The sequence below is a fragment of the Sphingomonas sp. LM7 genome, assembly GCF_002002925.1.
Lineage (GTDB): Bacteria > Pseudomonadota > Alphaproteobacteria > Sphingomonadales > Sphingomonadaceae > Sphingomonas.
The window spans coordinates 1,941,087-1,961,815 of record NZ_CP019511.1; the positions used below are offsets into that span (position 1 = coordinate 1,941,087).

Genomic DNA, 20,729 nt, shown 5'->3' on the forward strand with positions numbered 1-20,729 from the left:
GGCGTTGACGACTAGCACAGGCTAATATCTGCAACAAGCGAGCGCTAAGTAAATTTACGGATAATTATAGATGATTACGCGGCTTTTCACAGCTTGCCGCGCGAGTAGATTACCCGTGTTCACGCCGATTATGATACGCTTGCGCAATGAACTTACCGGACCCGCGCCAGCCGGGTCAGGGAAGCAGGATCGTCGACCCGGTCGTCTTTCCGGCTTCGAGCTGGCGATGCGCTTCGGCGACGTCTTCCAGCGCATGTCGTTGCCCGATCTGCGCGGAGATTGCGCCGCTTTCGAGCATCGCGAACAGCCGTGCAGCGCCGGCCGCGCGCTCCTCGGGCGACTGGTAATAATCGAACAGCTTGGGCCGCGTGACGAACAGCGAGCCGTGATCGTTGAGCGCGCCGAGCTTGACGCCCTCCACCGGACCGCTGGCATTGCCATAGCTGACAATCAGACCGCGCCGCTTCGCCGCAGCCAGCGACGCCGCCCAGGTCGCCTTGCCGACGCCGTCGAACACTACCGGCACACCGACGCCGCCGGTGATCTCGCGCACGCCGGCGCCGATGTCCTCTGAGCGGGAAAGCAGCACGTGCGCCGCCCCTGCCGTGCGCGCCATTTCGGCCTTGGCGTCGCTGCCGACCGTGCCGATCACCTGCGCGCCGATCGCCGTCAGCCATTGAACGAGGATCTGTCCCACGCCGCCTGCCGCGGCATGGACGAGCACCGTCCAGCCCGGCTCGACCCGGGCCGCGCGCTCGACCATAAACTCCACGGTCAGCCCCTTGAGCAGGATCGCCGCGGCGGTCTCGTGATCGACGCTGTCGGGGAGCGGGAACAGGCTGGCGGCGGGCAGGTTGCGCTCGGTCGCATAGGCGCCGAGCGGCGGCCCGAAGGTTGCAACGCGGTCGCCCGGCGCGAAGCTGGTTACGCCCTCGCCCACCGCTTCGACCACGCCCGAAGCCTCGAGACCCAGCCCGCCCGGCAACGGCACGGGATAGAGGCCCGAGCGATGATAGGTATCGATGAAGTTGAGCCCGATCGCCGCATTGCGCATCCGCACGTCGCCCGGCCCCGGGGGTGGCAGTTCGACATCCGTCCAGCCGATCACCTCGGGCCCGCCCGTCCGCTCGATCCTCGCCACACGCGCCACCATCGCCTCCTTCAATGTACCGGCCAGACCCATAGGATGAGCGGCGTCCCCACCACCAGCACCAGCAGCGAGAGCGGCGCGCCCAGCCGGGCATAATCGCCGAACCTGTACCCGCCCGGCCCCATCACCAGCGTGTTGCACTGGTGGCCGATCGGCGTGAGGAAGTCGCACCCGGCGCCGACCGCCGTCGCCATCAGGAACGCTTCGGGCCGATAGCCGAGCCCGGTCGCGAACGTTGCAGCGATCGGCGCCATCACCAGCACCGTCGCGGCATTGTTGAGGAACGGGGTAACCGCCATCGCCGCGGCGAGGATCAGCGCGACGGCGCCCCAGGGCGGCAAAGTCGCCGCGAAGTGCGACAACCCTTCGCCGATCAGGTCGGTGGTGCCGGTGGTGCGCAGCGTGTCGCTCACGGGGATCAGCGCGCCGAGCATAATCAGGATCGGCCATTCGATATGGTCATAGGCCTCGCGCACCGGCAGCGCGCCGCTCAGCACGGTCAGACCCGCCGCCGCGAAGAACGCCACCGCCACCGGGACATAGCCCGTCGCGGTCGCGAGCATCGCGACGCCGAGGATCGCCAGCGGCAACAGCCCCTTGCGCGCACTGCCGAGCCGCAGCGTGCGCTCTGCGAGCGGCAGGCAGCCGAGCTCGCCCAGCCGCTCGAACAACAGGTCGAGCGGGCCCTGCAGCACGATGACGTCGCCTGCGCTCAGTTCGATCTCGCCGAGCCGGGTCGCCAGCCGCTCGCCCTGCCGCGACACTGCGATAAGGTTCACGCCAAAGCGCTCGTGCAGGCCCAGCCGTCCGGCAGTGCGCCCGATCAGCGGGCTTTCGGTGCCGACCACTGCTTCGAGCACGCCGACTTCGCGGCCCGATCCCTCGGGCTTGTCGCGATGCTGTCCCTCGAGCTCGAGCCCGTCGGCGGCGATCACGCGCTCCAGGCTGTCGGGCGCGCCGGCGAGGATCAGCAGGTCCTCGGGCTTGAGCGTGGTATCGGGAAAGGGCGTGCTGCGCATGCCGGCGCGCAGGATCGCCGTGACGCTGACTTCATTATCGTGGCGCGCGCGAAACTCGGCGACGGTCTCGTCGATCGCCGGCGAGCCCGCGGGGATCTCCGCCTCGGTCACATAGTCCTGTATGTCGAGCGCCTCGCCCAGCGTCGCCGTGGCGCGGCGGTCGCGCGGGAGCAGCCGATAGCCGAAGCGCAGGAAGATCAGCCCGACGACCGTCAGCCCGAGTCCGACCGGCGCATAGTCGAACATCCCGAACGGCTGGCCGGTCATCTCCTCGCGCACGCGGCTGACGATGATGTTGGGCGACGTGCCGATCAGCGTGATCAGTCCGCCGAGCAGCGAGGCGAACGCCATCGGCATCAGGAACACCGCCGGCGTCGCCTTGGAATGCTTCGCCATCTGAAACGCCACCGGCATCATCATCGCCAGCGCGCCGATATTCTTGACCAGCGCCGAGGCGAAGCCGACGCTGGCGCACAGCAGCAGCAATTGCGATCGGATACGCCGGACGCGACGCTGGAGCACCAGCATCGCGCTCTCGATCACCCCCGATCGCTGCACCGCGCCCGACAGTACCAGCGCCGATCCGACGATGATGACGATGTCGTCGGAAAAGCCGGCAAAGGCGTGTTTGGGATCGACGATCCCCACCGCCAGCGCCGCGAGCAGCGCCATCACCGCGACCAGATCATAGCGGAACCGCCCCCAGATGAAGAGCAGCATCATGCCGGTGAGCACCGCGACCGACAGGATTTGGGGGAGCGTCATTCGTGGGCCGGGCTCCTGGAGGGACAGCCTCAACCGACGAAGCGGCACGAGGCTCCCGGTCCCCTTGCGGCGGCATGACTATTTTGCAAGCACAAGCACATGCATGATATTTTCAAGATATCGATGGCTGCCGTCGCGCTTGCCTGCCTCGTCCCGGGAAGTGGGGTCCAAGCACAGACCAGGCCACCTATAGTCTATATTCCCTCGAACGGGCAGACGATCGTCCGCGATGGATCGATCGAAATCCGCTACCGCTTCGGGAAGGATTCCATCCAGTTTTCCAGCGAACTCCCCGCCGGCTGGTCGTTTTCGGTAGCGGTCGACGGCGATCAGAATGGCGTCTGGGGCTATGGCCCGCGGCAATCGTCCGACGAATTGCAAAGTCCCGACTTCAAGATCGGTCAGGACACGCGAGGCAGTGTGTTCTGCGGGCAATATATTTTTACCGCGATGCAGTCTGATCCGAACAAGATTTATAGCTCGTCGGATTGCGACGCGTTTGTCATGGGCGGATTCGTCAAGCTGGGCCAGCTCAAGGCCGATGGAAATGCGGAACTGACCTACGAAGTTCCGATGCAGACGATGTTCGGTCAGCGCGATTCGGCTCGATTACAAATATGCGTTTGGGACACCAAACGGGAGAATTGCTATTTCCCGATGCCCAATCTTTTTGTGATCAAACGCCCCTAGCGTCGCGGCGCGACCCGGGTTGAGGGCTCATACTCTTCCTCGTCACCCCGGCCTCTGAATTATCGATAGCCTGCTTGGGTCCTCAGCCTAGTGGACCGTTCCTACCGCGCGCGGGATCGACATCAGCACCACCAGCCGCTCGATCTGGCGCCAGCGGCAGAAATGGATGTGGTTGCCCAGATCGCGGCTGCGGTCGGCACGGGCGGCGGCTTCCGAGCCGGCTTCTTCGCCGAACGCGCGGATCAGCTCGGCGGCGTCGGCGACTTCGCGGGTGTCGGCAAGATAGGGCAGATGTTCCATGCAAACTCCGGCTACGAGCGGTCCCTGCGGACTCGCCATGCCTCCTTTGTCACAGGAATCTAAAGCTTTCGCGGCTCAGCAAGGTGAAGGCGCGCTAACCATTTGCCGCGCCGCCTGCGGCAGTGGCGCGACCGCATCGAACGGGCTAAGGCGCACGCATGGCACGTCCCCCCTCCCGCACGCCGATGGCCGGCGGCTTCCTCCTCGCCGTCAGCCTGATCGCCGGCACCGTCATCGGCGCGGGCCAGGGCCAAGCCTCGATCGGCCTGGTATCGGGCCTGGGCGTGGGGCTGGTCCTGCTGGTGATCGTGTGGCTGATCGACCGGGCCAGGATCGGCTAGCGGGGCATGCACGGCGCGGCGCTGGCGATCTGGAGCGCGATCCGGGGCCTCGTCCGCTGCATCTATGACAGTTACCGGCTCGGCGGCAGGACGCTCCGCGTCGCGCCTGCCATCGTCGCGATCGCCGTTATCCCCGAATTCGCCCAGCATGCCGCCGAGATCGGCATCGGCATGTTCGACAGCCGCGACGCCGCGCGGGCGCTGGCCGACGATCCGCTGCGCTGGGGGTTCGGCTATGTGAAGCTGACCGGCTTCGTCCTGGCGATCCTGCTCACCGCCAGGTTCTGGGCGCTCGACGGATCGCTGCGCCGCGCGTTCCTGGTCCCGCCCCGCACGCTGCTGCGCACTGCCGCCGCCATCGCGGCGACGATGCTAACCGGCGCGGCGCTCGACCACCTTGCCGGCATGCTTCCCCCGCTCCCGGGCGGTGCGCTGTCGATCGTCGCAGCGATCCTCCAGGCGGGGCTGGCGGCCTGGGCGATCGCCGAGCTGACCGAAGACCGGTCGACATCGCTTGCGCGCCTGCTCACCACGCAGCTGCCCACTGCGTTTCTGCTGCTAGTGCTGTTCGCCGCGGCGATGGCGCCCGGCCAGCTGCTGCACAAGGCCAACCACCTGCTCGCGCTCGGCCAACCGGATGTGCTGGTCTGGAGCCTGATGGCGTTCGACAGCCTGGTCGTGGGACTGATCGCGGCGATCGTCGGCGCGGCGCTCCATGTTACCTTGCGCGCTGCGCCGAGCTGGCACGGCTGGGGCCGCGCGCCCGGCCGATCACAGCAGCGCGCGTCCCAACCAGGCGACGCGGCCGATCACTTCGACATCGCGTAACGCACGGACCTTCACCGGCCAGTCCGGATTGTCGCTGACGATCTCGACGCCGCCCAGCGCCACGCGCAGCCGCTTGACCATCAGCGCGCCGTCCAGCCGGATCACATAGATCCCTCCCTTGCCGCGCACCTCGCGCCGATCGCGATCGACGAGAATCTCGTCGCCGTCGGACAGCGTCGGCTCCATCGAATCGCCCTCGACCCGGATCATCGAGGCCGCGGCCGGCCGCACGCCCAGCTCGCGAAGCAGCGCCTGCGACAGCGCGCCCGGTCGCCGCGCCGCTTCGTCGTCTGCCATCCGCCCCGGCCCGGCCGACGCACGAACATCCAGCCGGGCGATCTCGGCCAGCCCCTCGGCCTCGCGCCCGCCCAGCCGCGCCTCGGCCACGCCAAAGAACCGCGCAAGCAGCGCGCGGTCGCGCTCGGCCAGCTCGCGCGGCGATCCGCGCCGGACATATTGCTGCAGATAGGCGGCATTGCGCCCGATCACGCGCGACAGCTCGGCAAAGCTGACGCCCTGCTCGGCCATCAGCGCTTCCAGCACAGCCCGTTGCGCAGCCGGTTCCATCCTCGCCTCATACTCATAGGATTTTTCCTAGACAAGTAGGAAATGAAGAACAAAACAGGATCATAATTGAACGACTCGCGTAGGAGAAGGGCCCGATGTCGGTGCATCGCAAGATCGAGAAATTCCTGCGGCGGACGGAAATGCCCGCCACCAAATTCGGCCGACTGGCGATCGGCGATCCGCGGCTGGTGCATGATCTGCGCAACGGACGTGAGCTTCGCCCGCCCACCGCCGCGCGGCTGGAAGCCTTTCTCGCCCAACAGGAGATCACACGATGAGCCGGGGACCCGACGCCGCGACGCAGCTCGAACGCGCGCTCGTCGCCACTGCCCAGTCGGCCGGCTGTCCGATCGCGATCGCCACGTCCGACTGGACGCGCTGGGCGAGTGCCACCTTCACCGGCGCGCGTCACACGCTGACGCTCACCGCCGCGGCGGGGCCGATGCTGGACCAGTGGCTGGCGGGGCTGAGCGAAGCCGAGTTCCGGCTGCGCAATTATTTGGTGGCGGACCTCACCGTGACTCGGCTGATCCGGGACGGCGCCGTCGCGACGGTCGCACTCGAAGCGCTGACGGTCGAGGAGCGTTAGGCGCGGCGCGCCATGTTGCGCAGCGTGACGAGTGCGTCTTCGAGCCCGCGCTCCTTCGCGCGGCGCTCGACCCAGCGCGAAGGCGTCGGCGAAGTCGCGGGCGCAGCGGCGATGCCCTTGCGGACCACGCCGCGCTCGAGCCGTTCCAACAGCGCGTGGACCGAAGCCTCGGTCTCGGGACGCGTGATCGCATCTTCCCGCGACACCGGGCGCGGCGCTGGCGCAACCGCGGGGCGAACCGGCGGCCGCAGTTCGAATATTTCGAAACGCTCGCTCTCGTCGAACACCGGCGGTTTGGCGCTGCGCTGCAGCGGGGGCAGCGCCACGGGAGCCGGCATCGGCACGTCGGGCACGGCGGCCGGATCGAACGCCGAGAGCGGCTGATCCAGGTCGCGCGGAAGCGGCTGCTCGACCGGAGCGATTGGCTGCGGCGTAATTGCCGGCGGAGCGACCGGCGCTTCCGCTTCGATTTCCTCGACCAGTTCGGGTTCCACTTCAGCCTCGGCCTCGAAAGCGCCACGCGGATCGAGGAACGGCCTGCCGAGATCGCGCGTCGCCAGCAGGGGCGCGCGCGGCGGCGCATCGGGATGCGCATCGGCCCGGCGGAGTATCGGCGTGGCGATCGCGCCGAGGTCGAGCACTTGGTCCGCACCCAGGGAGATGCTTCGCGTCCCCAGCAGCAGCGACAGCGCGAACCAGCCGAACAGCGCAGTTGTGCCCCCGGCCAGGATCGCAACTGCGGCGCGCGCCGTGAATCCCAGCGGCGGCTCCGCGGCGGCGATGATCGCGGGCAAGCCGCTGTCCATCACCAGCGCTTCGAGCACCGGCATCGGAACCGCCAGCGCACACAGCGCCACGGCCCCGCCGAGCGCGCCGGCGATTGCGGGTGCGAGCGGCAGGTTCATGCGTTCACCGGAGATGCGTGCGACCGCGAGTCCTTCATGGGAAGCGACTGTGCAAGATTTTGGTAAACAGATTGATAGCGCGCGACATTGACAGCCCAATTGCGCTCTTCCTCGACGAACGCGCGCGCCCGCCCCCGTCGCGCATCCCACTGGTCGCGGTCTGCCAGCAGCCCGGCGACCGAGGCGGCGAGCGCCGCGGCGTCATCGGGCGCGAACAGCGTGCCGGTGTCGCCGTCGCGGATCAGCTCGCGATGCCCGCCGACGTCCGAGGCGGCGACCAGCCGCAGCTGCGCCATCGCCTCCAGCGGCTTGAGCGGCGTCACCAGATCGGTGAGGCGCATATGCTTGCGCGGATATACCAAGATGTCGATCACGCTATAGTAACGCTCGACCAGCTGATGCGGCACGCGCCCGACGAAGCGGATCCGCTCGGCGACCGGCGACGCCGCGGCCTGCGCGCGCAGCGCAGCTTCCATCGGCCCGCCACCGACCAGCACGAGATTCACCGACGGCCGCGCCGAGACCAGCGCGGGCATCGCATCGATCAGCACGTCGAGGCCTTCATAATCGTAGAAGCTGCCGATGAACCCGATCGTCTCGGCGCCGGCCACGCCGAGTTCGGCGGCCAGCCCCTCGTCATAAGGCAGAGGTTCGCCGAACAGCGACAGATCGACGCCGTTGGGCGATACGAAGATCTTGCCCGAGTCGATCCCGCGCGCGACGAGGTCGCTCTTCAATCCCTCGCAGATCACCGCCACGGCATCCGCCTTGCGCACCGCGCGCGTTTCAAGCGCGCGGGTGGCGCGGTATTTGAGGCTGCCTTCGCGCCCGGTGCCGTTGCCGACCGCGGCGTCTTCCCAGAAGGCGCGGATCTCATAGACCAGCGGCAGGCCGAGCTTGTCCGCCACGCGCTGCGCCGCCATCGCATCGAGCACCGGCGAATGGGCGTGCAGCACGTCGGGCCGCCATTTGCGCGCCACCGCCTCGATCCGCCGCGCAAACGCCGCTACTTCGCGCAGTTCGCCGATCACCGGCGGTCCCGAATTGACTCGCGGCGTGCGGTGGAATGGAATGCCGTCGATCGTCTCTTCATCGGCATCGAACTTGCCGTGCCGGCACCCGGTCACCGCCGCGACATCCCATCCGCGCGCGATCTGCGCCTTGAGGATCGCCCGGGTGCGAAAAGTATAGCCGCTGTGCAGCGGCAGTCCGTGATCGAGGATGTGGAGAATCCGCATTGCGCCGCTCTGCCACGCGGACACTTAACGCGGCGTCAACCGCGGTCACCCGCACGCAAGCGAGCCTTCCGAAGCAAACACGCACCTCCGCCGACCTGATAGCGGAGGCAGTTGCCACTTCGACGGATCGTCACCCCGGCACCGGGCCGGGGTGACGAAGATATGCGGGCCCGGAAGACAATGGCGGCTTACGCCCCAAAAAGTGGACTTGTGACGAGACACGCGGGCCGCCCCATACCAGACATTCGTGGTCGCGAGGTTTTGGAACACCGGGTAAGGTCGCGCATATGCCGCCGCCAAACATATCTGCTGCTCAACGCTTCGTTGATCTCGTCACGAAGGAAAAAAACCCTTCCATAGCGATGCTTGCGCGACGGCTGGACGAACTTGCCCTGAGTTACCATGACACGCCTCCCGGCGATCCCGATGAGAGCGATGAGCGTCCTACGCACGAAGATCGAGTTAAATATGCAGACATAGGCTCGCGCTTTCCCGACCTCGGTTACTATGGCTCTGCCGACCCCAAAGGGGTTCCGGGCGAAGCCATCGTAGGCGATGCCATCGACGACATCATGGACATCGCCAACGACCTCAAAGAGGTGTTGTGGCGGTTCGATAAGTTCGGGCCGAACGACGCCCACTGGTATTTCCGATTCCTGTATCAGATGCATTGGGGCGAACATCTGCGCGACCTCGCCCGCTACTTGTATTCTCGACTGCGGGTCGAGGACGAACCGTAATCCGCTATTGCGGCTATTTCAGATCAAGAAAGAAAAGCCGCCAGCTGCTTACCACCCAACGGTAGCCATGTAATCTCGCAGCCCACATCGTCCCCGGCGCTTTTAGTAAGGCCACTGGGAATGTAGGATTTCCTGTGCCATCGTCCGCGTCCTGTTCTTTGACATCGTCGAGATGGCCTCTGCTCATTGCGCAATAATGTGACGCCGAGACGCAATGAAATTGCCTGTTTGCCGTGAAAACCGTGAAATTGCGTGAGCCCAATCCTACACCGTGAGCCGCGAGCGACTTTCCTCCGTTTCATTACCCCCCGCCCTAGTTTACGCGGCGTCAACCCAACCCCGCTAGACCCGCGCCCAGAAGGAGCGCGCGGGCGGACATGATCGACAATCTATCGCTCGGGCTCTCGCATGGGCTGATGCTGCTCGCGGCGTTCCTGCTGTTGCGCCGGCCCGACCTCGATCGCGAGCCCGGACCGGGCGATCAGGAGTCAAAGGCCAAGAAGAGCCGCTGGGGAAAGCCCGGTGCGTGATCTCGCCTTTGTCGGCTTTCTCGCAGCGCTGCTGGCGTTCGGCTTTCGCCGGCCGTTCCTGTTCGTGCTCGCCTATGCCTATATCGACATCGTCTCGCCGCAGCGGCTGACCTATCTGCTGCTCAATTCGGTGCCGATCTCGATGATCGCCGTGGGCTTGGCCGTCGCGGGCTGGCTGGCAGTCGATGACAAGAAGGACGTCCGCGTCGCTCCGCGCCAGTTCCTGATCGTGCTGCTGCTCGGCTATTGCTTCTATACCACGCTCCACGCCGATTTCCCGATCGAGGCCAAGGACAAATGGGAATGGGTGTGGAAGGCGCTGGCCTTCGCCGCCTTCCTGCCGCTGACCCTGCGCACTCGGCTGCGGATCGAATCGCTGCTGCTGTTTATGGTGCTCTCAGCCGCCTCGATCATCATCGTCGGCGGGATCAAGACCGTCGGCTCGGGCGGCGGGTACGGCGAGCTCAACCTGATGGTGACCAACAATTCCGGGCTCTACGAAGGCTCGACCATCTCGACCGTGGCGATCGCCATCATCCCGCTGATCGTGTGGTTCACGCGACACGGTACGATCTTCGCGCCCGACTGGCGGGTGAAGACCTTCTGCTATGCGCTGATCTTCGCCTGCCTGCTGATCCCGGTGGGCACCTCGACCCGCACCGGGCTGCTCTGCATCGGGCTGCTCGCCTTGCTGATGATCCGCGATACCAAGCGCAAGTTCGTCTATCTGGCGGCGCTCGGCACGCTCGGGCTGGCTGCCATTCCCTTCCTCCCTTCCGCGTTCACCGAGCGGATGGAGACGATCAAGACCTATCAGGCCGACGCCTCCGCCTCGACGCGCATCGCGGTATGGAAGTGGACGATGGACTATGTGAAGACCCATCCGATGGGCGGCGGGTTCGAGGCGTATCGCCAGAACCAGATCCGCTACGAAAAGGTCGCGGTCCAGCAGGCCGACGGCAGCACCGCCAAGATCGACCGCAGCCTCGAGGTCGACAAGGCGCGCGCCTATCACAGCGCCTATTTCGAGATGCTCGGCGAACAGGGCTGGCCCGGACTGGCGATCTGGCTGGTGATCAACCTGGCCGGGCTGTTCCGCATGGAAGTGCTCCGCCGCCGTTATCGCAAGCCCGAGCCCGGCCAGGAATGGATCGCACCGCTCGCCTCGGCACTGCAGAGCGCGCACGTCATCTATCTGCTCGGCGCGGTGTTCATCGCGATCGCCTTCCAGCCCTTCGTCTATATGCTGATCGGTGCGCAGATCGGGCTCGACACCTATTGCGCGCGCAAGCGGGCCGAGAGCGCGTGGCGGCCGCTGCGCAAGGCCCGGGTCGCCACCGCATGAAGGCCGAGCTGCGGGCGCTGACGGCGGTCCGCGGCATCGCGGCGTGGCTGGTCGTGCTGTTCCATATCCGCCTGTCGCTCCCCGCCTTGCCGGCGCCGGCCGCGGCGGTGATCGACAAGGGCTATCTGGCAGTCGACTTCTTCTTCCTGCTCTCCGGTTTCGTCATCTGGCTGAGCTGGGGCGAGCGGCTTCGCATCGGTGGGTTGGGCGCGGCTCCCGAATTCCTCAAGCGCCGCATCGCCCGGATCTGGCCGCTGCACTTGGTGGTGCTCGGTTTCGGGCTGGCCCTTGCGCTCGTCCTGCTGGCGACTGGACGAGAAGCGCCCCACTTTCCGCTGGGCGAATTGCCGCTCCATGCCCTGCTGATCCAGAATTGGGGCTTCACCGGCGCGCTCGCGTGGAACGACCCGGCCTGGTCGATCTCATGCGAGCTTGCCGCCTATCTGCTCTTTCCGCTGCTCGTGCTGGCAATCGACTGGCGACGCGCGCCAACCCCCGCGATCCTGGCGGCGATCACCGCGCTGCTGACGCTGCTCCACATGATATTCACGCTGCAGGGCGTCGCGGCGCAAGGAGACCATATCCCGCGGCTGGGAATGGTCCGCTGCATCCTCGAATTCGCCAGCGGCACCGCGGTCTGCGCGCTATGGCTGCGCTGGCGCGAACGCTGGCGGGCGCCGGCGCTGTTCTCGTCCGCGGCCGGCATTGCTGCAATCGGCATCTGGATCGTGGGCCTGTTACCCGAAACGCTCACCGTCCCGGCCGCCTTCGCCGCGCTGCTCCTCGCGCTCGCGCTCACCTCTGGAAAGGCGGGCAACCCGCTCGAGGGCCGCGCACTCCATTATCTCGGCGAAGTCAGCTACGCGACCTATCTCGGCCATTTCCTGCTGTGGTTTGCCTTCAAGCTAGCCTTTGTCAGCGATGCCCGTGCGGTGGCATGGCCACTGATCGCGCTATATTGCGTGCTGGTGCTGGCAAGCTCGGTGGCGCTCTACCACGGCGTAGAGCGCCCCGCGCAGCGCTGGGTGAACGGACTGTCGCTCAGGCGTCCACGGCCATTTCGAGCTCCAGGCAGTGGATCAGCGCACGGTTGAACGCGGGGATGTCGCCGGGATTGCGGCTGGTGATCAGCTTGCCGTCGACAACCACTTCCTCGTCGAGGACGCTGGCACCTGCATTGGCCAGGTCGGTACGCAGCGAAGGCCAGCTGGTCGCGCGCTTGCCATCGACCACATCGGCTTCGATCAGCAGCCATGGCGCGTGACAGATCGCCGCGATCACCTTGTCTGCGTCGAAGAATTCGCGAACGATCTCCACCGCGCGCTTGTTCATCCGCAGCTTGTCGGGATTGCCCACGCCACCAGGCAGCACCAGCGCGTCATAGTCCGCCGTATCGACGGCATCGACCGTGAGGTCGGGCGTGATGCTCTCGCCCTTCTCGCCTCCTTTCTCGCCGGTGATCGGATCGGGCTTCAACGACGCCAGCGTGACCTGCGCGCCTGCATCGAGCAGCGCCTCTCGCGGGTCGAACAGCTCCGACTGCTCGAAGCCATCGGTGGCGAGCATCAGCACGCGCGCCTGGGACAATGCGACCATGGGGAGTACCTCTTTTTTCTGGGGAGTTACGCCGCCAAACATCTTCACCCCGTCGCAGGTTCCGGAACGAAGCGATGGGCCGCGCATTCAACGGGACAAGCGAGGAGGCCCGATGACGCTCGACGCCATCGTCTATGTCGATGATCACGAACCGGGAATAACGCGGCGCAAGGTTCGCCACGGCTGGGGCTATTGGGCCCCGGACGGCAAGCGGATCACCGATCGGGACGAGATCGACCGGCTGAACAAGATCGGCCTGCCCCCGGCCTATGTCGATGCATGGTTCTGCCCCGATCCTAATGGACACATCCAGGCGGTCGGCTGGGACGACAGGCATCGCAAGCAATATCGCTACCACACCGGCTTCCGCGACGCGCAGGAGGCGGCCAAATATGATCGCTGTGCCGGCTTCGGGCATCGCCTGCCCAAGCTGCGCGAACGCGTCGAGGCCGACCTCAAGCTGCGCGGACTGTGCAAGCAGAAGGCCGTTGCCGCGGTCGTCCGCCTGCTCGATCTCGGCACGATCCGCGTCGGCAACGAGTCCTACGCGCAGGAGAATAAGAGCTTCGGCGCCACCACGTTGCGCAAGCGCCACGTCAAGGTGAAGGGGCAGACGCTCAAGCTCCAGTTCCGCGCCAAATCGGGCAAGCTGCGCGTGATGACGATCACCGACCGGACTTTGTCGAGTTTCGTCAAGCGGTGCCAGGATTTGCCCGGGCAGAATTTGTTCCGTTGGGTCGATGACGCCGGCGATGCGCATCCGGTCACTTCGACCGACGTCAACGCCTATATCCGCGAGGCGATGGCCGACGATTTCACTGCTAAGAACTTCCGCACCTGGGGCGCCAGCGTGCTGGCGTTCGAGGCGCTGGCCAGCGCCACCACCTATCTCGGCATCAAGACGATGCTCGAACCGGTGACCGAAGCGCTGGGCAATACGCCTTCGATCGCGCGCAAATCCTATGTCCATCCGCGGCTGATCGAGCTGGCCAAAAACAAGGACGCGCAAGCCGAATTCCGTGCCGGGTTGCGCCTGCCGCGCGCCACCCGCTACCTCACGCGTTACGAGCGCGGTCTGATCTCTTTCCTCGAAGAGAGCGCCGCGCCGCAAGCCAAGGCAGCCTGACCAATCCCATGACCAACACGACTGTCGATAAACCGCTCATCCCCGCGGGCGCAGACCTGCAGGCACAGGCGAATACGCTGTTCCACGATTCGCTGATCTGGATAGAGACCCATTGGCTCAACATCGCGATCGCCGCGGGCGCCGCGGTGGCGATCATCTTGGCGCTCCACGCGGTTCGCGGCTGGGCGCTGCGGCTGTGCCAGCGCGGCGCAGGCGTCGCCAACTGGTATTCGATCATCGGCCGGGCGCTGAGCAAGACGGGCAACTTCTTCATCCTGATGGTCGCGCTGCGGCTGGTGGCGGGATATGCCAATCCACCGGTGATGGTCACCACCACGATCGGCTTCCTGTTCACGGTTTCGGCGGTATTCCAGGCGGCGATCTGGGTGCGCGAGATCATCTTCGGCGCGATCGAGCATCGCACAAGCTCGGAGGATTATCACGGCGCCGGGCTGACCAGTGCGCTGGGCATCATCCGCATGCTGGTGACCGTCGTCCTGTTTGCCATCGCGCTGGTGATGGTGCTGTCGAATGTCGGGGTGAACGTCACCGGCCTCGTCGCCGGTCTCGGCGTCGGCGGTATCGCGATCGGTCTCGCCGCGCAGGGCATCTTCGCCGATCTGCTCGCCGCGCTGGCGATCATCTTCGACAAGCCCTTCCGCATCGGCGACAACATTGCGTTCAGCGGCAGCAAGGGCCGGGTCGAACGGATCGGCCTCAAGTCCACTCGCATCCGCGGCCCCAATGGCGAAGAGCGGATCATCGCCAACAAGAAGCTGCTCGATTACGAACTGCTCAACAATTCGAACCGCCAATATCGCCGCGTGACGCTGACGATCCGCCTCGCCTACAGCACGCCCGGCGACAAGGCCGCGCTGGTCCCCGATATCGTCCGCGAAGCAGTCGAGGCGGAAGGCTGCGAATTCGGCAAGGCCTGGCTGTCCGATTTCGCCGCCCATTCGATGAACTTCGAGATCGAGTTCGACTCGCCTTCGCCGAGCGGTGACGTCGCCGACGAAAAGAAGCACCGGGTAGCGATGGAGATCCTCAAGCGTTTCGACGCGCAGGGCATCCATTTCTACGCCCCCGCCCAGGCGCAGGTGGTACGCGAGGAGGGCGACGGCGGCGGGGAAGAATAAGGAGAATAGCCGATGTTTTCCGATGTCAGTTCGTCCGCGATCGTCGCGGTGAAGGATCTCGCCCGGGCCCGGGCATTCTACGCCAACACGCTCCGCCTAGCGCTGGCGTCCGAGGACGATCAGGTCCTCACCTTCCGCACTGGCGCAACGACGCTGGCCGTCTATGTCTCGGACGCAGCCGGCACCAACAAGGCCAATGCCGCGGTCTGGAGCGCCGGTGCCGACTTCGACGCCGTGGTCGCGCAGCTCAAGATGAACGGCGTAACCTTCGAGGAATATCCCGTGCTCGGCATGCAGGTGTCCGACGGCATCCACACCGCCGGCGACTTCAAGGCGGCGTGGTTCAAGGATCCCGACGGCAATATCCTCCACATCAACAGCATGTGATCGGAGCGACGCGATGACCGATAGCCAGAGCCCCAGCGACATCTTCACCCGCTACGAAGACGCGATCGCGCGCCGCGACGCCGACGCGATTGTCGCCGACTATGCCCCCGACGCAATCGGCTACGACCTCGCCCCGCCGCTGGTCCAGCTAGGCGAGGCGCTGCACGATGCCGCCGCCGTTCGCGAATGGTTCGACACTTGGGAAGATGATCTGCGCGTCACCCACCGCGATCTCCACGTCCTGGAGGATGGCGACCTGGCAGTTGTCCACGGCCTCCAGCGCATGACCGGCACCAAGAAGGGCGAGAGTCCCTCGTCGCTGTGGTTCCGCACGACCATTGCCGCGCAACGGATCGAAGGTGCCTGGAAGATCGCCCATATCCACACCTCGGTCCCGATGGCGATGGACGGCTCCGGCAAGGCTCTGACCTACCTCGAGCCCAGCTGAGCCGCAACAGGCTATCGATCTGTTTGGCGCGTTCTTGAGCCTTGAGCGCGACTCGGCACTGAACCCGGAACACCGGCTTTAGAACATCGGGTTTGCCGAAACTGCCCAACTCCGCGTGATTGCGCCCTAGCGCGACGCTACGTCAGTCGACATTTTAAAATTCCCGGTCAGCCAAGGCTTGCGATAGCCCCACCGCCTTCCCTAGATGGGGGTGCGCCCCTATAGGAGCGGCGCGGGGAGGAAGCCTCAGTGACGACGGGATCGATCACCGTTCAGCAGATGGCCGACAGCATCGGCACCGAACGCGTGTCCGACTGGGTGGAGGTCACCCAGGCGATGATCGACCAGTTCGCCCAGGCGACCGGCGACCACCAGTTCATCCATGTGAACCCGGAAATGGCCGCGAAGACGCCGTTCGGTGGGACGATCGCGCATGGCTTCCTGTCGCTGTCGTTGATGCCGATGCTCGCCGCGAAGACCGGCGCGCCGGCGATCGAGGGCGTCAAGATGGGCGTGAACTATGGCGGCAACAAAGTCCGCTTCCTCACCCCCGTCCGCTCGGGCAAGCGCGTCCGCGGCCGTTTCGAGCTGCTCAAATTCACCGAGCGCAAGCCCGGCGTCTGGGAGCAGGTCCAGCAATATACCCTCGAGATCGAAGGCGAGGAAAAGCCCGCGCTGATCGCCGAATGGATCGCGCTGGTTTACGTTTGACGTAAAAATCTCCCCTCCCTGCAAGGGAGGGGTCGGGGGTGGGTGCGAGCCGCAGGCGAGCCTCCCTTCCGCTGAAGAAGAGGCCGACGCTGCCGTGTCGGCACCCACCCCAGCCCCTCCCTTGCAGGGAGGGGAGCAGAAGAGAGAAGAACCCATGTCTCGCTCCGCAGTCATCGTCTCTACCGCCCGCACCCCGATCGGCCGCGCCTATCGCGGCGCCTTCAATGCGCTGCCCGCACCCACGCTCGCCAGCCATTCGATTCGCGCCGCAGTCGAGCGCGCCGGGATCGATCCGGCCGAAGTGCAGGACGTGGTGTTCGGCGCCGCGCTCCAGCAGGGCAGTCAGGCCGGCAACATCGCCCGCAACGCGCTGCTCCGCGCCGGGCTGCCGATCTCGGTCGCCGGCATGTCGGTGGACCGCCAATGCGCCTCCGGCCTGATGGCGATCGCTACGGCGGCCAAGGAGATCATCACCGACAACATGGACATCGCAATCGGCGGCGGCGTCGAATCGATCAGCCTCGTCCAGACCGCGGCAATGCGCGTCGAGCCCGACCGCGAGTTGCTCGCGATCCAGAACGACATCTACATGCCGATGCTCCAGACCGCCGAAATTGTCGCGTCGCGCTACGGCATCGATCGCGATCGCTGCGACGAATATGCCCTCCAGTCGCAGCAGCGCACTGCCGCCGCACAGGCCGCCGGCAAGTTCGACGACGAGATCGTGCCCGTCACCGCGACGATGAACGTGGTCAACAAGGAGACCAAGGAAGTCTCGCAGAAGGAAGTCACGCTCACCAAGGACGAAGGCAACCGCGCGGACACCACGATCGAGGGCCTCAAGGGCCTCAATCCCGTGCTCCCCAACGGCACCGTCACCGCCGGCAACGCCAGCCAGCTTTCCGACGGCAGCTCGGCCAGCGTGCTGATGGAGGAATCGCTCGCCTCGAAGCGCGGCCTCACCCCGCTCGGCCGCTATGTCGGCATGGCCGTTGCGGGCACCAAGCCCGACGAGATGGGCATCGGCCCGATCTACGCGATCCCCAAGCTGCTCGAGCGCTTCAACCTCAAGATGGACGATATCGGCCTGTGGGAGCTCAACGAGGCATTCGCTGTCCAAGTGCTCTATTGCCAGGACAAGCTCGGCATCCCGGCCGAGCTGCTCAACGTCAACGGTGGCGCGATCTCGATCGGCCACCCCTATGGCATGAGCGGCGCGCGGATGACTGGCCACGCCCTGATCGAAGGCAAGCGCCGCGGCGCAAAGTACGTCGTCGTGACGATGTGCGTCGGCGGCGGCATGGGCGCGGCGGGGCTGTTCGAGGTCCTTTGACGCCCGCTTGATCGGAGCATCGCGGCAGTGCAGTCTGCCGCGATGCCCGAGACCCGCCAGCCAAGCCTGCTGCTCCTGGCGATCAGGCCGTTTCGCGATTGCCTGTCCTTCGCCGGCCGATCGACGCGATCGGAGCTGTTCACCTTTCTCGGCTTCGGGATGTTGGCGAACGCGGTTCGCCCAGCCTTTTTCGGTGATCCGCCAACACCGCCGTCATGGACCGAAATCGGCTGGATGGCATTCTGGACCGTTCCGCTTGCGGCCCTCACCGTCCGGCGGCTCCACGATCAGGGTCGGTCTGCATGGTGGCTGCTGGTCCAGGCAGCGGCAGTGCTGGTGTGGGCGATAGCCGCTTGGCTCCCGCAAGGGGGCGGCGGAAGGTTCACCTTGTTGCTATGGAAGGCGCACCCGGCACCGGGTCTGGCCGCGACGCTCCTGGAACTCGCCTATCTCGGACTAATCATCTGCACGATCATCCTAGATTTTCTGCCGGGCACGGCGGGCGACAATCAGTATGGCTCCGATCCGCGAAAAGGCTCCTCCGCGACCCTCGCGCCCATGTAACAAGCGATGTAACAACTTCCACTTGCCCCGGCGGCCATTCGCATAATAACCTCCTGACAACGCTGGCATCACACAACGTTGTGATTTCCGTAACGTCTGTTAGCGATACCAGCGCCAGAGCTCCCGCCAAGGGAGCCGCAATGGAGGGGCCGCAAGTGGCTGGAGACGTAGCGCTGGTGGCCGATATCGGCCGCCAATCGGTTCGATTTGGCCTGACCGGCGGCGACGCGGGCATGGTGCCGCGCGACGTGCGCAAGTTCCTCACCGTCGAGCATCCCACCTTCACCAGCGCGCTGGTCGCCTATCTCGGGGGCGTCGGCCTGCAGGAAGCGCGGCTGCCCAGCGTGCTCGCCGTGGCCGGGGCGGTGCGCGGCGACCTCATCAACCTGACAGGCAGCCGCTGGTACATCTCGCTGACGGGCGTCGAAGCGGTGCTGCGCGTCCGTCCGCAGGCGCTCAACGAATGCGCGGCCAACGCGCTCGCACTGACCATGCTGCCGGTATCCGCCTTCACGCCGCTTCAGGGGCCCGCCCCCAAGCTGGTCGAGGCCGGCGGCAATTACGTGGTGCTCGGCACCGGCACCGGCCTCGGCGTCGCCGCGCTGGTGACTGCAAGCGGCAAGCTCAGCGCGCTCCAGACCGAGGCAGGGCACATGTCGCTGGCCGCCAGCACACCCGACGAGCGCCGCTTCGCCGATTATTGCACGTCGAAGGGCCTGCAATTCGACATCGAGACCCTGCTCAGCGCCCCGGGCCTGCTGCTCGCCTATGAAGCGCTGTCGGGCGGCAAGAAGCTCGACAAGCCCGAGGAGGTGACTCGCAATGTCGGCCGCGATCCGGTGAGCACCGCGGTGGTCCGCATGTTCGTCGAGCATCTCGGCAGCTTCGCGGGCGATCTCGCGCTCGCCTATGGCGCGTGGGACGGCGTCTTCCTCACCGGGGCGATCGCCCGCGCGCTCCACCCGCAGCTTATGGACCCGGGCTTCCGCCGCCGTCTCGAAGGCAAGGCCGCGTTCCGCCGTCAGCTCACCGAGGTGCCCGTCTCGCTGGTCAACCGCAACGACCTAGAACTGCTCGGCGCCGCCGCCGCACTCGGGAACGCCTGAACGTCCGCGCCGTTACTCTTCCGAACCTTATCCGGGAGCGCATCATGGCCGACACTACCGAACTCAAGCAGGACCTCTGGAAGAAGCTAGCCGCCAGCCCCTTCGTGATGATCGGGCTGACCGACAGCCCCGAGCACCATATCCCGCTGACCGCGCAGCTCGACGAGGATCAGGTCGACACGCTGTTCTTCTTCATCGGCAAGGATAATCGCCTCGCCCCCGGCGGGCGCGCGATGGCGCATTTCGTCTCCAAGGGTCATGATTATTTCGCCTGCTTCGACGGCACTGCGAAGATCGACAACGACTTCGCCCAGATCGACAAGCTGTGGAACAGCCATGTCGAAGCCTGGTTTCCCGGCGGCAAGGACGATCCCAACTTGGCCTTGCTCCGCTTCGATATCGACAGCGCCGAACTGTGGGAGACCGACATGTCGGTGAGCGGCAAGCTCAAGATGCTGTTCGGCGGCAAGATCAAGAGCGGCGAGGAAGGCAGCCACGCGGTGGTCGATACCACTGCCGAAAGCTGATCCGCCATTGACCGCGGGGCCCGGGCGCGCGAACGGTGCGCCATGGGCCCCTCGCTCGCGCACCGCATCCGCACCGAAGCGCACGCCGTCTGGTTAGCCGCGCGCGATCCGCGGACGCCGCTCTATGCCAAGCTGTTCGGGCTGCTAATCGCAGCTTATGCGCTGTCGCCTATCGACCTGATCCCCGATTTCATCCCGGTGCTGGGCCTGCTCGACGACGCGATCCTGATTCCGATCGGCGTGTGGCTATTCGAGAAGATGATCGACTCGGCCCAATTCGCCGAACACCGCGCCAACGCCGAGATCGCCACCCGCCGCCCGGTAAGCTGGGGCGGCGTGCTGATCGTTGTTGCGATCTGGGGCGCGCTCGCGCTGCTGGCGTGGAGCGTGCTGGTTACGGCGTACGACTGACGAGCGCCACACCTCCTTACCGTCACCCCGGCCTTGCGCCGGGGTCCCACCAAGCCGCCTGCGAGAAGCAAGCGCCTCCAGCCTTTCGGCAGCGGCACCGTGCAGCCCGACACGAGGCTGGGGTGACGGAGGTCTCTACACCATGAGATTCGATCGGGTGCGGCTTGATAATGGCCATTCTCCCCATTGGCTGGGGGCGTCTGGCTGCGACTGACAAGCCGCTTGAAATGTAGGATTTCACCTGCTGAAATCGACGCTCGGGCCACTTGGCCCTCGCTCTTTGACAGCGTCGATCCCGGCCCCAACGCAAACGCCCGTTGGGCTCAACCTTTGCGATTTTCCGCATGGCTACGCCGCCGCGGGAACATGCACGA

26 protein-coding genes are annotated in these 20,729 nt (G+C 65.8%); 19 read left to right on the forward strand and 7 right to left on the reverse strand.

Annotated elements, in window-relative coordinates; translation table 11 throughout:
• Nucleotides 1-175: 175 nt before the first annotated feature.
• Both BXU08_RS08605 and BXU08_RS08610 read right to left on the reverse strand, forming a co-directional pair.
• Complete coding sequence (locus tag BXU08_RS08605; RefSeq protein ID WP_077509685.1) at nucleotides 176-1,153, reverse strand: quinone oxidoreductase; 978 nt, start codon at nucleotides 1,151-1,153, stop codon at nucleotides 176-178.
• 8 nt (nucleotides 1,154-1,161) lie between these two features.
• On the reverse strand, nucleotides 1,162-2,934 hold the full coding sequence (locus BXU08_RS08610) for an SLC13 family permease (RefSeq protein ID WP_077509686.1): 1,773 nt from the start codon (nucleotides 2,932-2,934) through the stop codon (nucleotides 1,162-1,164).
• A gap of 99 nt (nucleotides 2,935-3,033) precedes the next feature.
• On the opposite strand from BXU08_RS08610, the gene BXU08_RS08615 reads away from it, so the two are divergent.
• Nucleotides 3,034-3,624: a hypothetical protein gene (locus BXU08_RS08615; protein WP_077509687.1), complete on the forward strand. Its 591-nt coding sequence runs from the start codon at nucleotides 3,034-3,036 to the stop codon at nucleotides 3,622-3,624.
• Between the two features lie 87 nt (nucleotides 3,625-3,711).
• Here BXU08_RS08615 and BXU08_RS08620 read toward each other — a convergent pair whose 3' ends face one another.
• Complete coding sequence (locus BXU08_RS08620) at nucleotides 3,712-3,924, reverse strand: hypothetical protein (protein ID WP_077509688.1); 213 nt, start codon at nucleotides 3,922-3,924, stop codon at nucleotides 3,712-3,714.
• Nucleotides 3,925-4,082: 158 nt separating this feature from the next.
• Here BXU08_RS08620 and BXU08_RS19555 point away from each other — a divergent pair, with 158 nt between their 5' ends.
• Both BXU08_RS19555 and BXU08_RS08625 read left to right on the forward strand, forming a co-directional pair.
• Complete coding sequence (locus tag BXU08_RS19555; protein ID WP_150125473.1) at nucleotides 4,083-4,265, forward strand: hypothetical protein; 183 nt, start codon at nucleotides 4,083-4,085, stop codon at nucleotides 4,263-4,265.
• A 6-nt stretch (nucleotides 4,266-4,271) separates the two neighbouring features.
• A complete protein-coding gene (locus BXU08_RS08625; RefSeq protein ID WP_077509689.1) occupies nucleotides 4,272-5,093 on the forward strand; it encodes a hypothetical protein in 822 nt (273 codons plus the stop codon).
• On the opposite strand, the gene BXU08_RS08630 is transcribed toward BXU08_RS08625, so the two are convergent.
• Nucleotides 5,037-5,660 carry a S24 family peptidase gene (locus BXU08_RS08630; RefSeq protein WP_077509690.1) on the reverse strand — a complete coding sequence of 208 codons (624 nt, stop codon included), beginning with the start codon at nucleotides 5,658-5,660 and terminating at the stop codon, nucleotides 5,037-5,039. The genes BXU08_RS08625 and BXU08_RS08630 overlap by 57 nt on opposite strands.
• Nucleotides 5,661-5,755: 95 nt before the next feature.
• Between BXU08_RS08630 and BXU08_RS08635 the strand changes: the two genes are divergently transcribed.
• Together BXU08_RS08635 and BXU08_RS08640 are read left to right on the forward strand one after the other, a co-directional pair.
• Nucleotides 5,756-5,938, forward strand: coding sequence for a hypothetical protein (locus tag BXU08_RS08635; RefSeq protein ID WP_077509691.1), 183 nt, complete (start codon nucleotides 5,756-5,758; stop codon nucleotides 5,936-5,938).
• On the forward strand, nucleotides 5,935-6,249 hold the full coding sequence (locus BXU08_RS08640) for a hypothetical protein (protein ID WP_077509692.1): 315 nt from the start codon (nucleotides 5,935-5,937) through the stop codon (nucleotides 6,247-6,249). Before BXU08_RS08635 ends, BXU08_RS08640 begins: the two co-directional genes overlap by 4 nt.
• Here BXU08_RS08640 and BXU08_RS08645 read toward each other — a convergent pair.
• Nucleotides 6,246-7,154 (reverse strand): hypothetical protein, encoded by a 909-nt coding sequence (locus tag BXU08_RS08645; RefSeq protein ID WP_077509693.1) that lies wholly within the window; start codon nucleotides 7,152-7,154, stop codon nucleotides 6,246-6,248. The two genes, BXU08_RS08640 and BXU08_RS08645, sit on opposite strands and share 4 nt — an antisense overlap.
• Complete coding sequence (locus BXU08_RS08650; protein ID WP_077512185.1) at nucleotides 7,151-8,392, reverse strand: TIGR04063 family PEP-CTERM/XrtA system glycosyltransferase; 1,242 nt, start codon at nucleotides 8,390-8,392, stop codon at nucleotides 7,151-7,153. Before BXU08_RS08650 ends, BXU08_RS08645 begins: the two co-directional genes overlap by 4 nt.
• A gap of 287 nt (nucleotides 8,393-8,679) precedes the next feature.
• Between BXU08_RS08650 and BXU08_RS08655 the strand changes: the two genes are divergently transcribed.
• The 4 genes from BXU08_RS08655 to BXU08_RS08665 all read left to right on the forward strand — a co-directional run bounded on the left by BXU08_RS08655 (nucleotide 8,680) and on the right by BXU08_RS08665 (nucleotide 12,101).
• A complete protein-coding gene (locus tag BXU08_RS08655; RefSeq protein WP_150125474.1) occupies nucleotides 8,680-9,132 on the forward strand; it encodes a DUF5063 domain-containing protein in 453 nt (150 codons plus the stop codon).
• A 377-nt stretch (nucleotides 9,133-9,509) separates the two neighbouring features.
• A complete protein-coding gene (locus tag BXU08_RS20020; RefSeq protein WP_171982467.1) occupies nucleotides 9,510-9,662 on the forward strand; it encodes a hypothetical protein in 153 nt (50 codons plus the stop codon).
• A complete protein-coding gene (locus tag BXU08_RS08660; protein WP_077509695.1) occupies nucleotides 9,655-11,007 on the forward strand; it encodes a putative O-glycosylation ligase, exosortase A system-associated in 1,353 nt (450 codons plus the stop codon). Before BXU08_RS20020 ends, BXU08_RS08660 begins: the two co-directional genes overlap by 8 nt.
• Complete coding sequence (locus BXU08_RS08665; RefSeq protein WP_077512187.1) at nucleotides 11,004-12,101, forward strand: acyltransferase; 1,098 nt, start codon at nucleotides 11,004-11,006, stop codon at nucleotides 12,099-12,101. Before BXU08_RS08660 ends, BXU08_RS08665 begins: the two co-directional genes overlap by 4 nt.
• On the opposite strand, the gene BXU08_RS08670 is transcribed toward BXU08_RS08665, so the two are convergent.
• The gene (locus BXU08_RS08670; RefSeq protein ID WP_077509696.1) at nucleotides 12,049-12,603 is read right to left on the reverse strand and encodes a type 1 glutamine amidotransferase domain-containing protein; all 555 of its coding nucleotides are present in this window, start codon (nucleotides 12,601-12,603) and stop codon (nucleotides 12,049-12,051) included. The genes BXU08_RS08665 and BXU08_RS08670 overlap by 53 nt on opposite strands.
• Nucleotides 12,604-12,715: 112 nt before the next feature.
• On the opposite strand from BXU08_RS08670, the gene BXU08_RS08675 reads away from it, so the two are divergent.
• The 10 genes from BXU08_RS08675 (at nucleotide 12,716) to BXU08_RS08720 (ending at nucleotide 20,355) form a co-directional block, all read left to right on the forward strand.
• On the forward strand, nucleotides 12,716-13,729 hold the full coding sequence (locus tag BXU08_RS08675) for a DNA topoisomerase IB (RefSeq protein ID WP_077509697.1): 1,014 nt from the start codon (nucleotides 12,716-12,718) through the stop codon (nucleotides 13,727-13,729).
• An 8-nt stretch (nucleotides 13,730-13,737) separates the two neighbouring features.
• The gene (locus tag BXU08_RS08680; protein WP_077509698.1) at nucleotides 13,738-14,868 is read left to right on the forward strand and encodes a mechanosensitive ion channel family protein; all 1,131 of its coding nucleotides are present in this window, start codon (nucleotides 13,738-13,740) and stop codon (nucleotides 14,866-14,868) included.
• A 12-nt stretch (nucleotides 14,869-14,880) separates the two neighbouring features.
• On the forward strand, nucleotides 14,881-15,255 hold the full coding sequence (locus tag BXU08_RS08685) for a VOC family protein (protein WP_077509699.1): 375 nt from the start codon (nucleotides 14,881-14,883) through the stop codon (nucleotides 15,253-15,255).
• 13 nt (nucleotides 15,256-15,268) lie between these two features.
• The gene (locus tag BXU08_RS08690; protein WP_077509700.1) at nucleotides 15,269-15,703 is read left to right on the forward strand and encodes a nuclear transport factor 2 family protein; all 435 of its coding nucleotides are present in this window, start codon (nucleotides 15,269-15,271) and stop codon (nucleotides 15,701-15,703) included.
• 279 nt (nucleotides 15,704-15,982) lie between these two features.
• Nucleotides 15,983-16,414 (forward strand): MaoC family dehydratase, encoded by a 432-nt coding sequence (locus BXU08_RS08695; protein ID WP_077509701.1) that lies wholly within the window; start codon nucleotides 15,983-15,985, stop codon nucleotides 16,412-16,414.
• A 154-nt stretch (nucleotides 16,415-16,568) separates the two neighbouring features.
• A complete protein-coding gene (locus tag BXU08_RS08700; protein WP_077509702.1) occupies nucleotides 16,569-17,747 on the forward strand; it encodes an acetyl-CoA C-acyltransferase in 1,179 nt (392 codons plus the stop codon).
• 42 nt (nucleotides 17,748-17,789) lie between these two features.
• Nucleotides 17,790-18,311, forward strand: a complete 522-nt coding sequence (locus BXU08_RS08705; RefSeq protein WP_077509703.1) for a DUF805 domain-containing protein — start codon at nucleotides 17,790-17,792, stop codon at nucleotides 18,309-18,311.
• 155 nt (nucleotides 18,312-18,466) lie between these two features.
• Nucleotides 18,467-19,417, forward strand: coding sequence for a glucokinase (locus tag BXU08_RS08710; RefSeq protein ID WP_150125475.1), 951 nt, complete (start codon nucleotides 18,467-18,469; stop codon nucleotides 19,415-19,417).
• Nucleotides 19,418-19,461: 44 nt separating this feature from the next.
• Complete coding sequence (locus tag BXU08_RS08715; protein ID WP_077509705.1) at nucleotides 19,462-19,944, forward strand: pyridoxamine 5'-phosphate oxidase family protein; 483 nt, start codon at nucleotides 19,462-19,464, stop codon at nucleotides 19,942-19,944.
• Between the two features lie 42 nt (nucleotides 19,945-19,986).
• Complete coding sequence (locus BXU08_RS08720; protein WP_077509706.1) at nucleotides 19,987-20,355, forward strand: YkvA family protein; 369 nt, start codon at nucleotides 19,987-19,989, stop codon at nucleotides 20,353-20,355.
• Nucleotides 20,356-20,729: the final 374 nt, after the last annotated feature.